Genomic DNA, 13,370 nt, shown 5'->3' on the forward strand with positions numbered 1-13,370 from the left:
GTAGAAGTAAGAACTGATGATACCATTTATCTGGTAAAAGTCAGCAAACGATTAGTAGCTGCAATGGAAGACCATGCTGATGAAGAACCAGATGATGATCTTGCTGAACAGGATGATCATGATTTCGATGAGAATCCGGAAAATGAGGATTCTGAGGATTAGGCCGGTCTAATAGGGGTAAATCACAGGAAAGACCATGTGAATTTGGTAATATGAATATTTAATAAAAATTAGAGATTTTCTAAGCAATAACCCATATCCCCGATAGAGGAACCTTTCTTTTTAATTATTCCGGATACTCAACCCTGAGATGGTAGATATTGGTTAATTTGTGCTTCAGAACCTTCTTGATCATTTCAATCTCCTTAAATGTAATGTTCGCATTAAGAAATTGATTTGCCTTCATTTGCCCGTTTATAATCTTCTCCACAAAGTCATCAATGATCTGGTAGGTTGGGTTATTTAGACTCTTGGACGCCGCTTCTACGGAATCTGCCATCATTAAAATAGCAGTTTCCTTAGAAAAGGGCATGGGGCCGGGATACTTAAAGTCTGATTCCTTAACAACATCCTCTATTTCCTGTTGTTTCTTATAAAAATAATACACATAACTGGTACCGTGGTGCGTGCGGATAAAATCGATGACCCTGTCGGGTAAATTATACTTTCTTGCAAGTTCTATCCCTTCAATAACATGATTAATAATTATCCTTGCACTTTCTTTAGGATCCAACTCATCATGGGGATTTATGCTGGTTATCTGGTTTTCGGTGAAATAGGCAGGATTATTCATTTTACCAATATCATGGTATAGCGCTCCTACCCTCACCAACATGGCATTTGCACCAATTTCATTTGCGGAAGCTTCTGCAAGATTGGCTACCTGAAGGGAATGATGAAAAGTTCCGGGTGCCTTATTAGCAAGTTCCTTTAGTAATTTGGAATTCGTATCAGATAATTCGAGAAGGGAAACATCTGAAACCATTCCAAACATTTTCTCATAAATGTATATGAGAGGTTGTGCAAACAAGGTAATCATACCATTCAAAAAGAAAAACCCAAAAGTGTACCAATTAACATTGTCCAGATTCCCTTCGTGTATAATATGGAATGCGAAATACCCGATAATGTATATCAAGGTTATTTGTCCGACAGAAATAAACAAATTCGCCCGCTTGTAAAGTTCAGATACGGTTAGAATAGTAACTATACCGGCTATTATTTGGAGAAAAATGTATTCAAAGCTGTTTGGAACAACAAAACCCAAAATAAGAACGGTTAATACATGAACAAAAAGTCCCAGCCGTGCATCAAAAAAGGTCTTTAGAATTAAGGGCATAATACACAAGGGGACTACAAAAACATATGCCTCATTATATTTTACCACAAGGGTGGTAATAAAAACCATTAGTAAAATATTAAAGAAAATAAAGGTCACTTTTATGTTATTCCTGTAAACGTCCGGTCTATATTTTTTCAGAAACAAGAACAACATCATTAGCACAAGGGCTACAAGAATAGTATATCCGAATAATATAAAATAGTAGTTGTTTTCAGTCCAAAGTTCAGATTCGTATTCCGCCTTTAAGGAATCTAATATTTTTAAGTTTTCGGCCTCTACTACTTCTCCTTTTGCAATTATTAGCTTGCCTTCGTCAACGTTACCCCGGGTGAGTGAAATTTGGGAAATAGCTTCTTCTAACTCACGTGTGGTAAGTTCTTCGTCGTAATTGACATTTGGTTGCACTACATCAAAAAAAAGTGTCTTAAAATCAGTTTCATATAATCCAAGTCTTTTCTCCCGGACCAGCTTTGATATTGAATCTTCTATTGAACCAATTCTGTATAACGCATCCGACTGTTTAAGTGCCGCTTCGCCGTCTTTCAAAAGATAAACCTCATTTCCGGATATATTCTCATCTGTTTTTTTTAAGACTCCATTAGCATAGATGTTATCGAGAAATTCTTTCCCTACCTTTTCCAAAATACGCCTGGAACGGTTACTGAACTTTTCAGAACTAAAAACAACCGGAAATTTTTCAGTAAAATTGGTGTAGGCTTGTGAAGCTAAATTTTCGTCGTAATTATAATATGCTATCTGATTACTTTCAATACTATTTTTTTCTTCATCAATTTCTTCTGTTGATTTCTTAATGGAAAAATCAAACGGGGCATATAGGTTTTCATATTGCCAGGGCTTGCCTTTCTGGAATTCATATTTGAACTTCCCCCCCTTTGGAAAGAAAAAAACAATACAAGCAATGGTTATTACATAAAGTACATATTTGTAAATAAGTGAATGATTTTTATAAACGCCGTCTAAGGTTTTGCTCATTGCAGAATGTTTCTACCTCAAAAATAGAAAATAATAGTATTATGAATTACCTTTTAGAGAGGAAACACAATGCATTGCACTTTAATTTCTTAATTTCGCGTAGTTAATTTAATTTCAGATGAAAGAGGTTGTAATCGTATCAGTTGCAAGAACACCCATTGGGAGTTTTATGGGGTCCTTATCCACTATCCCCGCGCCAAAGTTAGGCGCTATTGCCATTAAAGGTGCATTGGATAAAATCAAATTAAATGCTGATGAGGTGGATGAAGTGCTTATGGGGAATGTCGTTCAGGCGGGAACCGGACAGGCCCCTGCAAGACAGGCAGCAATATTTGCAGGCATTCCTGACACTGTTCCATGTACTACGATCAATAAAGTATGTGCATCCGGAATGAAGGCCGTTATGCAAGCTGCACAATCTATAGCACTTGGTGATACATCTGTTGTGGTAGCCGGTGGGATGGAAAATATGAGCCAGATTCCACATTATGTTCATATGAGAACAGGCCAGAAATTTGGACCTGCAACCCTTATAGATGGTATGCAAAAAGATGGTTTGGTAGATGTCTATGATCAAAATGCTATGGGGGTATGTGCAGACGAGTGTGCTGTTGAACATAATTTTAGCAGGGAGGATCAGGACAATTTTGCAATCCAGTCTTATGAACGATCTGCAAAGGCGTGGAAATCCGGAAAATTTAATAATGAAGTCGTCCCGGTAGAAGTACCACAAAGAAGGGGTGAACCCATCATTGTGCAAGAGGATGAAGAATATAAAAATGTAAAATTAGAAAAGATACCGGCTTTGCGCGCTGCATTCACAAAAGACGGTACAGTTACGGCAGCTAATGCATCGACAATTAATGATGGCGCAGCAGCTCTGGTATTAATGAGTGCTGAAAAAGCCAAAGAAATGGGATTAAAACCCCTGGCAACAATAAAAAGCTATGCTGACGCTGCACAGGAACCAAAATGGTTTACTACAGCTCCGGCAAAAGCCCTTCCTAAAGCTATATCAAAAGCCGGGATAACTATTGAAGACATTGATTATTTTGAGTTTAACGAAGCTTTTGCAGTGGTTGGCCTTGCCAATATGAAATTATTGAATCTCAAAGAGGATAATGTAAATGTAAATGGTGGTGCTGTTTCACTTGGACATCCGTTGGGATGTTCCGGTGCCCGTATAATAATTACACTATTAAGTGTTTTAGAACAGAATGACGGTAAAATAGGAGCAGCAGCTATTTGTAACGGTGGCGGTGGAGCTTCTGCAATAGTTTTGGAACGAAGCTAATTTGTACCACAACGCTAACCTATGCATCACGGTATTTGTCACCTCAGTATTGTCCCCATTAGAAGTCTTGCCGAAGATACAAGCGAGTTGGTGACCCAACTTCTGTACGGTGATCCGCTGAAAATCCTTGAAAAAAGAAAATATTGGAGTAAAATACGTGATGCTTATGATGGTTGTGAGGGATGGATACGAAACAACCAATTTATTCCAATAAGCAAAGAAAATTATAAAAAACTAGTAAGTTCCGGGGAAATTAACTTTTCGGCAGACCTGGTATCTTATGTAAGTGACAGCAGTAATGTGTTGCTTCCCATAGTTTTGGGTTCAAATGTTAAGAATGCGGACCTGCTGTCTCATAAATTTGAAGGAACTCTGATTAGGTCGAAAGGTAAAAAAAGTGACCTTGTAAGTAGTGCATTATATTATTTGAATGCGCCATTTTTATGGGGTGGGAAAACACCTTTTGGGGTAGATGCGGCTGGTTTTACACAAATGGTATATAAGATTAATGGCTATAAACTATTGAGGCGAGCGGAGGAACAGGCAACACAAGGAGAACCTCTCAGTTTTATCGAGGAAAGTGAACCGGGTGATCTTGCTTTTTTCGATAATAATGAAGGACAGATAAATCATGTAGGGCTAATTATGAAGGATAATTTTATTATCCATGTCTTCGGAAAAGTTAGAATAGACAGGCTCGATCATACCGGCATCTTCAATAATGAACGGAGAAAATACACTCATAAATTAAGAGTTATAAAAAAGATCATATAAAAAACCCCGGCAATAACATTGCCGGGGTTTTTATTGAGAATATGGAATTAATTATTCTCCAAGTAACTTCTTAATTCTCATGAAATTTTCGGTATCCCCTAAAGCACCATAAATGTTCTTTAGTTGAGTTAGAACTCCCTGGTTGTCTGGCTTTGCTTTTAGGGCTTCTTCTAAAATTACCGCACCTTCCCTAAAAAGATCATCTTTGTTTTTCTTTAATTCTTCATAACGGGCAATATCCGCTTTTGAATTTCCAAGACTGTTCATTTCATCTATTAGACCATTCCCCTCGTCAACATAGGTTGTTGAAAGATTTAATTGGGCATTTACATAACCCGGATCTATTTCCAGGGCTTTCTTATAAGCCGCCCGTGCTTCTTCAATATTGCCTTGCTCCATATTTATTACACCAATGTTGTATTGGAGGTCAGCGTTGTTCGGTTGCATAGAGGCCGCTTCAGCCATAAGAGATTTAAATTTATCCTTATCGCCCATTTTATAATACAAGTTGGCTTCATTAAGGACCAAATTAACATCATCCGGATTTTTTGCCCGTGCATCAGAAAATGCAGCCAAAGCTTTATCGTCCTGGCCCAACTGTGAATAAATCAAAGCCATATTCTTAACTATTTCCGCATTTTTTGAAGGAGTCTTTTCATCTACCGGATCCTTATAGGTACCGGACTTGATCATCAAATCTCTTTGGGTTTTGTCCATTATCTCTTCCTGACCACTTTCTACATTAGTAGCTTTGTAGATAATACCACTGCCGTCATAATTAATGTCGCGTAATTCCTCATAATAGCCCATAGCTTGTTCGTAATGACCCCCGTTAACCGCACTACTGGCAGCATAATACAAATACACAGTATCTTTTGGACTCAGCTGGTACCCTAAATATAACTTTTCTGCAGCACTTTTGAATTCCTTCTTACCGTTATCTTCAACGGCAGAATTTACCAAATCTGCAGATAAGGCTGCCATACGCTGAGTTGTTTCATCGGTATACTTCCCTTTGCCATTTTCAATGCTCAAGACTTTCTTAAAAGAAGTAATTGCTTCAGTAAAAGCATCATTATTGCCCTTCTTGGCAAGATCTGCAAACGTCTTGCCCCTTAAAAAATAATATTGTGCCTGGACCTTTTCATCCGTTCCGGCAATCATTCCCTGAATCCCATCCAATGATGCCTGCGCTGTAGCAGCATCACCCGATTTTAAAGCTTTTTCAGCCGCTTTGAGTTCCGATTTCTGTGAAAATCCGCTTAGTGCATAGCACATAACGGCTATAAATAAAAGTTTAGTTTTCATTTCAAAATTAAATTAATTATTAGTGTTTATTTATCGTTTTCTGTTTCCTTGTCATCATTATCAATAGCCGTGCCATCTTCTGTTTGAACTTCGATATCCATGATATCAACCTCATCTAAATTATCCTCTTCCTTCATTACTTTGGCTACTGCAGCTATAGAGTCACTTTCCTTAAGGTTTATTAACTTCACACCCTGCGTAGCCCTGCCCATTACACGAAGGTCATCTACACTCATTCGAATAGCAATACCAGATTTATTTATTATCATCAGATCATCAGAATCCGATACATTCTTTATTGCTACCAGACCACCGGTTTTATCTGTGATGGAGATGGTCTTCACACCTTTACCTCCTCTATTGGTTATCCTATAGTCATCAATACTCGACCTTTTACCGTATCCATTCTCCGAGACCACCAATATTTCATCATCAAAATTATGAACAGACACCATGCCAATAACTTCATCTTTTTCGTCCGCCAATCTTATGCCGCGTACTCCGGAAGCATTACGCCCCATAGGTCTAGTTTTACTTTCTTCAAACCTGATGGCTTTACCAGACTTAAGACCAAGTAAAATCTGACTTGTACCTGTGGTCAACTTGGCTTCTAAAAGTTCATCCTCTTCCTTAATATTAATGGCAATTATTCCATTTTGTCTCGGTCTGGAATACTGTTCCAATGAAGTCTTTTTTACAGTACCCATTTTGGTGGCCATAATGACATAATGGCCATTCACATATTCTTCATCTTTCAGATCCCTGGTGCAGATAAACGCTTTGACCTTATCATCCTTTTCAATGTTGATAAGGTTTTGTATTGCCCGACCCTTAGATGTTCGGCTACCTTCAGGTATTTCATAAACCCTCATCCAGAAACACTTCCCTTTTTGGGTAAAGAATAACATATATTGATGGTTGGTACCCACAAACAGATGTTCAAGAAAATCTTCAGTTCTGGTAGATGAGGCCTTTTGCCCCACACCTCCCCTATTCTGCGTTTTATATTCACTTAGAGGCGTCCTTTTAATATATCCGGCGTGCGAGATGGTAATAACCACCTGTTCATCAGGAATCATATCCTCAATGCTCAGGTCACCGCCGGCAAAATTTATTTCTGATCTTCTTTCGTCTCCATATCGCTCTTTAACATCCAGAAGTTCATCCTTAATGATCTGCATTCTGCGTTCTTTCTTGGCAAGAATATCTTTGAGGTCCGCAATGGTCGCAATAATCTCATCATATTCTGTCCTTAATTTGTCTTGCTCAAGACCGGTAAGCTGCCGCAGGCGCATTTCTACAATTGCCTTCGCCTGGACTTCAGATAATTCAAATCTTTTTATAAGGTTTTCCCTTGCTTCTTCTGCATTGGAAGAAGCCCTTATGATAGCTATAACTTCATCTATATTGTCCGAAGCAATAATAAGTCCTTCCAATATATGAGCCCTGTCTTCAGCCTTTTTCAACTCAAAAGTTGTACGCCTAACAACAACCTCATGCCGATGCTCAACAAAATAATGTATGATCTCTTTGACATTGAGCAATCGTGGCCTTCCATTTACCAATGCAATGTTATTAACACTAAAGGAAGATTGTAATGCTGAATATTTGTATAGCGTATTGAGGACAATATTAGGTATCGCATCCCTTTTGAGAATGTAAACAATACGCATCCCTTTTCGATCTGACTCATCCCTGATAGATGCTATCCCATCTATTTTTTTGTCATTTACCAAATCGGCCGTCTTCTTGATCATATCAGCCTTATTGACCTGATAAGGGATTTCCGTGACAATGATACACTCCCTTCCCTGCACTTCTTCAAATGTAGCTTTGGCCCTCATTACAACTCTGCCACGTCCGGTATGAAATGCCTCTTTTACACCATCGTAACCATAAATTATTCCACCGGTTGGAAAATCAGGAGCTTTGATATGCGTAATTAATTCATCGATCTCAATCTCGCTGTTATCTATATAAGCGATGGTGCCATCTACTACTTCAGCAAGATTATGCGGAGGCATATTGGTAGCCATACCAACAGCAATACCGGAAGCCCCATTTATCAACAAATTTGGAATTCGGGTAGGAAGGACTGTTGGTTCCTTTAAGGAATCATCAAAATTCAATTGATGATCAACAGTATCCTTGTCAATGTCTGCCAACATTTCATCCGCAATTTTTCGCATGCGGGCTTCAGTATATCTCATGGCAGCCGGACTATCGCCATCTACGGAACCAAAATTACCCTGGCCGTCAATCAGCATATATCTGAGACTCCATTCCTGGGCCATCCTTACCATGGTGTCATAAACCGATGTATCACCATGCGGGTGGTATTTACCCAAAACCTCCCCAACAATCCTCGCAGATTTCTTATGCGCACTGGAAGAACGAACACCCAATTCGTGCATGCCAAATAAAACTCTTCGATGAACTGGTTTGAGGCCGTCCCTGACATCGGGAAGGGCACGTGACACAATGACCGACATTGAGTAATCAATGTAGGCCGATTTCATTTCATCTTCAATATTGATAGGGATCAATTTTTCACCTTCCGCCATATAAAAATCTTAATGCTTTATTGTAATTAAAATATCAGGCTAATATACAGAAATTAGCAGCTTACAAAGCACTTTAGCAGGAGTTAATTAAAAAATTTATTAACACTACCAGGTAGTGATTTCGTTAATAATTAGCGTGTTAAATTTTTTGTAAATCGGTGATTTTTTCGTCATTTAGTCCAACTTTGTCGAATATAGGTACGGTATTTGTCGTTCTTAAAAATAGATTTACTAATTTTATTGCTGATTAAGAAAATTTTTATGGATGATAATTTTTCACCTAGGGTAAAAGATGTTATTGCTTACAGCAAAGAGGAAGCACTAAGGCTTGGCCATGATTTTATTGGTACAGAGCATTTAATGCTGGGATTATTGCGTGATGGCAATGGAAAAGCAATTAGCATACTCGATGCGCTTGATGTGGATCTGGATCACTTAAGACGCAAAGTGGAGATTTTGAGTCCGGCCAATCCAAATTCGGGTAATGTTCAAAAAGATAAAAAAAATCTCCACCTGACCAGACAGGCGGAACGTGCGTTAAAAACTACTTTCCTGGAAGCTAAATTATTTCAGAGCTCTTCCATTAATACGGCACATTTATTATTGTGTATTTTAAGAAATGAAAACGACCCTACCACCAAATTACTCCACAAACTAAAAGTGGATTACGATGGCGTTAAGGATCAGTTTAAATCTATGATCACCAGTGAAGATGACTATATCGATTCACCTACCTCAGAATCCTTTCCCAGCGATTCGGATGAACCGGCAGATGGCGGCAAAGAAGGGTCTTTCGGAACTACTTCCGGCCCAAAAGGAAGTAAAAAATCCAAAACTCCCGTCCTTGACAATTTTGGAAGAGATTTAACCCATCTTGCTGAAGATAATAAATTAGATCCCGTAGTCGGGCGAGAAAAAGAAATTGAGCGTGTTTCACAAATACTGAGCAGAAGAAAGAAAAACAACCCGCTCCTTATTGGAGAACCAGGTGTAGGTAAAAGTGCCATTGCAGAGGGCTTAGCTTTGAGAATTATTAACAAAAAGGTGTCCAGAATCCTTTACAATAAAAGGGTAGTCACCCTGGACCTTGCTTCGCTTGTTGCGGGCACCAAATATCGTGGACAATTCGAAGAGCGAATGAAGGCCGTGATGAATGAATTGGAGAAGAATGATGATGTAATCCTTTTTATTGATGAGATTCATACCATTGTTGGTGCCGGAGGCGCAACAGGAAGCCTTGACGCATCTAATATGTTTAAACCCGCCCTTGCTAGAGGTGAAATTCAATGTATAGGCGCCACTACTCTGGATGAATACCGACAATATATTGAAAAGGATGGTGCTTTAGAAAGGCGATTCCAAAAAGTAATGGTAGAACCTACCACTGTTGAGGAAACCATTGAAATCTTAATGAACATTAAGGGCAAATACGAAGAGCATCACAATGTTAATTATACCGATGAAGCCATAAATGCATGTGTTAAACTTACGAACCGGTATATGACGGACAGGTTTTTACCCGATAAAGCAATCGATGCCTTGGATGAAGCCGGTTCAAGGGTACATATAATAAATATGGATGTTCCCAAACAAATTCTTGAATTGGAAAATCAATTAGAAGAAGTGCGGGAATTGAAAAATAGTGTTGTTAAGAAACAGCGCTACGAAGAAGCAGCTAAGCTAAGAGATGATGAGAAAAGACTCGAAAAAGAACTTTCTATCGCTCAGGAAAAATGGGAAGAAGACAGTAAACTCCACAGGGAAACCGTTAGCGAGGAAAGTGTTGCAGATGTGGTATCAATGATGAGTGGCATCCCTGTTAATAAAATAGCACAAACGGAAAGCAATAAACTGGCAGAGCTACCCAATCTCATAAAGGGTAATGTTGTAGGACAGGATGAGGCTGTGGCTAAAGTTGCCAAAGCTATCCAGCGTAACAGGGCTGGTTTAAAAGATCCGAATAAACCAATAGGTTCTTTTATATTCCTGGGACAAACAGGTGTAGGTAAGACCCAGTTAGCCAAAGTATTGGCTCAGGAACTTTTTGATTCTGAAGACGCCCTGATTCGTATCGATATGAGCGAGTATATGGAAAAATTCGCCATCTCTAGATTAGTTGGAGCTCCTCCCGGATATGTGGGGTATGAAGAAGGTGGTCAGTTGACTGAAAAAGTGAGACGTAAGCCTTATTCAGTAATTCTTTTGGATGAAGTTGAGAAAGCACATCCCGATGTATTTAACATGTTGCTTCAGGTATTGGATGATGGCTTTATTACAGATAGTTTAGGACGAAAAATTGACTTTAGAAATACGATCATAATAATGACTTCGAATATTGGCGCCCGCCAGCTTAAGGATTTTGGCCAGGGAGTTGGTTTCGGAACAGCAGCTAAAAAGTCACAGGAAGACAGTCATCAGAAGAGTGTTATCGAAAATGCGCTTAAAAAAGCTTTTGCCCCTGAGTTTTTAAACAGAATTGACGATGTTATTGTATTTAATCCATTAGAGCGGGAACACATCCATAAGATTATCGATATTGAATTAGATAAACTTTATCTTCGAATTGAAGATATAGGATATCATCTGAATCTAACAGATAAAGCGAAGGATTATATAGCAAACAAAGGTTTTGACAAACAATATGGTGCCCGACCTTTAAAAAGAGCAATTCAAAAATATATTGAAGATGCCCTGGCGGAAGAAATTGTGAATTCAAAATTAGAAGAAGGAGATAGTATTTTTATGGATCTTGATGAAAAGAAAGATGAATTAACCATTGAAATAAAAAAGTTTAAGAAATCCTCAAAAGCATAAGATAATAACATATTGTAAGAATTTAGTTATAAAGGAACCAAGTTATTTGGTTCCTTTTTTAATTCAGGTAGCTTACATGGAGTAGGAATATAAATACAGTTTATTCCTATGGTACACCATATAAACGATATTTAAGCCATTGGTCTATTATTTTTCCAAAAACATGACCTAGCCTATACTTTCGTTTCAGACACACTAAACTATATGAAATGAGAGTCGGACCGGCTAAAAACAAAACTATAGTCAAAGAATATAGGCTGGATATTGGTACCGTACAAGTATTTAAAAATTACATGGTTTTAATCTTTGACGAAGGGGCAACACTTACTCTCGAAAGAGCCTATCAAATTATAGGAATTTCGGAGATACATTTTAGAGATATTAATTTTGGTATTATAAGTCTCAGAAAAAATTCTTACGCCGTTGACCCTACTATTTACAACTATCTTAGAGAGTTAAAAAACCTAAAGGCATATGCTATTGTTTCCGTAAAGGAAGTGGATATGCATAATTTTAAGATTGAAAAACTCTTTTATAAAAAACCTATGAAATTTTACATTGATTATAGCAATGCACTTGCATGGGTTCAGAGAAGAGTCAGAAAGAAAAAAGTAAATTAATTCTCTTTGTTTTTCACTTCTGAATTTGTTGGCTGTACGCTAAATAAATCCATATAAGCCGGACCAAGACCATTAATTATCGCACTTGCTGTAAGCGCCTGATATCCCGAGCTTTGAAGCATCAGATCCCCTGCTTTTCCATGTAAGTACACCCCAAAAATAGCTGCTTTTAACGGTTCATATTTTTGTGCAATTAATGAGGTAATCACCCCAGTTAAGACATCTCCGCTACCAGCCGTGGCCATCCCCGGATTTCCTGTTGTATTTACGTATCCTTTTTCTTTATATATGACAATAGTATGTGCTTCTTTAAGTACCAGAATGCAGTCATATTTTTTTGAGAAATCTTTTGCCTTTTGAAGTTTATCAAAATCATCATTCCAACTGCCCAATAATCGCTTTAATTCTCCCGGGTGAGGAGTTAGTATTGTCTTAGGTGGAAGCTTTTTTAATAAAGATTTGTTGCCGGCCAGTAAATTAATCCCATCCGCGTCAATTACCATTGGGTATGTAACATCATTCAAAAATTCTGAGAAAGCACTCTGCGTAGTTTTTGCAGTTCCCAAGCCAATACCCAAGCCAATTACATCGGGCTTTATGTCAAACGAAATCTCTGTAATTTCTTTTTCACCTTTGTCAGTAATGACCATAATTTCCGGTACTGAACTTTGCAATGGAAAATACCCACATTGCGGCACGTAAGAGGAAACTAGTCCACTTCCGGTTGTAATACAGGCTTTAGACGCAAGAGTTACCGCTCCAATTTTACCATAACTGCCACCCAAGATCAATGCATGTCCATAGCTGCCCTTATGCGAAAATTTCTCGCGAGGAATATAATATTGCAAAACCTCATTTTTACCAATAAGTTCAAAATCCGTTCCCGTTTTCTCAATATATTTCTCAGACAATTCAATATTCAAAATTTCCCACTGATTGACGAAAATTCCCGTTTCCGGCAAGAAAAAAATAAGTTTGGGAAATTGAAAACTAAGCACGTAGTTCGCGGCAACAACGGCTTTGGGGTTCTTAACTGACTGATCCATAAATAATCCTGAAGGGATATCTACGGCAACAACAAACGCACCGGAATTGTTGAGATGCTGCATAAGTCGCTCCAACCACGGATCCGGTGATCTGTTCAACCCTATCCCAAAAATAGCATCGATAATTATATCATCAGAACCGACTTGCGGTAATTTCGAATCAGAGTTAATAAAATTGGGCCAAATTTTGCGATCCTTTAATCTTTCAAGATTTGTCAGAAAGTCCTCAGACCGCTTATCGCTATAATTTACGACCAATACTTCAAAATCATAACCATGTTCCCATAAATGCCTGGCTAATGCCAGTCCATCACCGCCATTATTCCCTATACCACAAAACAGTTTAATTTTGACCTGAGTACCTTGTAGCCTATGGTGAAGCCAGTTAAAAAGTTGAACAGATGCTCTTTCCATAAGAGCATCGCTACTGATTTTCTGTTCTTCCAATGTAAATTGGTCCGCTGCATATATCTGTTTGGCTGTAAATATCTTCATCCCCTATTACGGTTAAATTTTTGGTTTGTCCAGGATTAATCTTTCTAAAAACACAAATACTGTTGGCATTTTAATGGCTACAAGAAAATTCTAATGTATGACAATACACGGCCTTAAATT

General features: G+C 38.2%; 8 protein-coding genes. 4 read left to right on the plus strand and 4 right to left on the minus strand.

Features of this window, described 5'->3' with window-relative positions; translation table 11 throughout:
* Nucleotides 1-286: 286 nt before the first annotated feature.
* Complete coding sequence (locus Q0X77_RS06855; RefSeq protein WP_297795019.1) at nt 287-2,335, minus strand: HDIG domain-containing metalloprotein; 2,049 nt, start codon at nt 2,333-2,335, stop codon at nt 287-289.
* Between the two features lie 118 nt (nt 2,336-2,453).
* On the opposite strand from Q0X77_RS06855, the gene Q0X77_RS06860 reads away from it, so the two are divergent.
* Together Q0X77_RS06860 and Q0X77_RS06865 are read left to right on the plus strand one after the other, a co-directional pair.
* Complete coding sequence (locus Q0X77_RS06860; protein ID WP_297795022.1) at nt 2,454-3,629, plus strand: acetyl-CoA C-acyltransferase; 1,176 nt, start codon at nt 2,454-2,456, stop codon at nt 3,627-3,629.
* Between the two features lie 21 nt (nt 3,630-3,650).
* Complete coding sequence (locus Q0X77_RS06865; protein ID WP_297795025.1) at nt 3,651-4,403, plus strand: NlpC/P60 family protein; 753 nt, start codon at nt 3,651-3,653, stop codon at nt 4,401-4,403.
* A 51-nt stretch (nt 4,404-4,454) separates the two neighbouring features.
* Here Q0X77_RS06865 and Q0X77_RS06870 read toward each other — a convergent pair whose 3' ends face one another.
* Nucleotides 4,455-5,711: a tetratricopeptide repeat protein gene (locus tag Q0X77_RS06870; RefSeq protein ID WP_297795028.1), complete on the minus strand. Its 1,257-nt coding sequence runs from the start codon at nt 5,709-5,711 to the stop codon at nt 4,455-4,457.
* 26 nt (nt 5,712-5,737) lie between these two features.
* Nucleotides 5,738-8,275 (minus strand): DNA gyrase subunit A, encoded by a 2,538-nt coding sequence (gyrA, locus tag Q0X77_RS06875; RefSeq protein WP_297795031.1) that lies wholly within the window; start codon nt 8,273-8,275, stop codon nt 5,738-5,740.
* A 261-nt stretch (nt 8,276-8,536) separates the two neighbouring features.
* On the opposite strand from gyrA, the gene Q0X77_RS06880 reads away from it, so the two are divergent.
* Together Q0X77_RS06880 and Q0X77_RS06885 are read left to right on the plus strand one after the other, a co-directional pair.
* Nucleotides 8,537-11,089 (plus strand): ATP-dependent Clp protease ATP-binding subunit, encoded by a 2,553-nt coding sequence (locus Q0X77_RS06880; protein WP_297795035.1) that lies wholly within the window; start codon nt 8,537-8,539, stop codon nt 11,087-11,089.
* 209 nt (nt 11,090-11,298) lie between these two features.
* Nucleotides 11,299-11,709 (plus strand): STAS/SEC14 domain-containing protein, encoded by a 411-nt coding sequence (locus Q0X77_RS06885; protein ID WP_297795038.1) that lies wholly within the window; start codon nt 11,299-11,301, stop codon nt 11,707-11,709.
* On the opposite strand, the gene Q0X77_RS06890 is transcribed toward Q0X77_RS06885, so the two are convergent.
* On the minus strand, nt 11,706-13,250 hold the full coding sequence (locus tag Q0X77_RS06890; protein WP_297795041.1) for an NAD(P)H-hydrate dehydratase: 1,545 nt from the start codon (nt 13,248-13,250) through the stop codon (nt 11,706-11,708). The two genes, Q0X77_RS06885 and Q0X77_RS06890, sit on opposite strands and share 4 nt — an antisense overlap.
* Nucleotides 13,251-13,370: the final 120 nt, after the last annotated feature.

Source organism: uncultured Eudoraea sp. (assembly GCF_947258925.1).
Lineage (GTDB): Bacteria > Bacteroidota > Bacteroidia > Flavobacteriales > Flavobacteriaceae > Eudoraea.

Bases quoted from the DNA above. Each gene is read 5' to 3' on its own strand.
- Q0X77_RS06885 (WP_297795038.1), top strand. From the start codon at position 11,299: ATGAGAGTCGGACCGGCTAAAAACAAAACTATAGTCAAAGAATATAGG.
- Q0X77_RS06855 (WP_297795019.1), bottom strand. From the start codon at position 2,335: ATGAGCAAAACCTTAGACGGCGTTTATAAAAATCATTCACTTATTTAC.
- Q0X77_RS06860 (WP_297795022.1), top strand. From the start codon at position 2,454: ATGAAAGAGGTTGTAATCGTATCAGTTGCAAGAACACCCATTGGGAGT.
- Q0X77_RS06870 (WP_297795028.1), bottom strand. From the start codon at position 5,711: ATGAAAACTAAACTTTTATTTATAGCCGTTATGTGCTATGCACTAAGC.
- gyrA (WP_297795031.1), bottom strand. From the start codon at position 8,275: ATGGCGGAAGGTGAAAAATTGATCCCTATCAATATTGAAGATGAAATG.
- Q0X77_RS06880 (WP_297795035.1), top strand. From the start codon at position 8,537: ATGGATGATAATTTTTCACCTAGGGTAAAAGATGTTATTGCTTACAGC.
- Q0X77_RS06865 (WP_297795025.1), top strand. From the start codon at position 3,651: ATGCATCACGGTATTTGTCACCTCAGTATTGTCCCCATTAGAAGTCTT.
- Q0X77_RS06890 (WP_297795041.1), bottom strand. From the start codon at position 13,250: ATGAAGATATTTACAGCCAAACAGATATATGCAGCGGACCAATTTACA.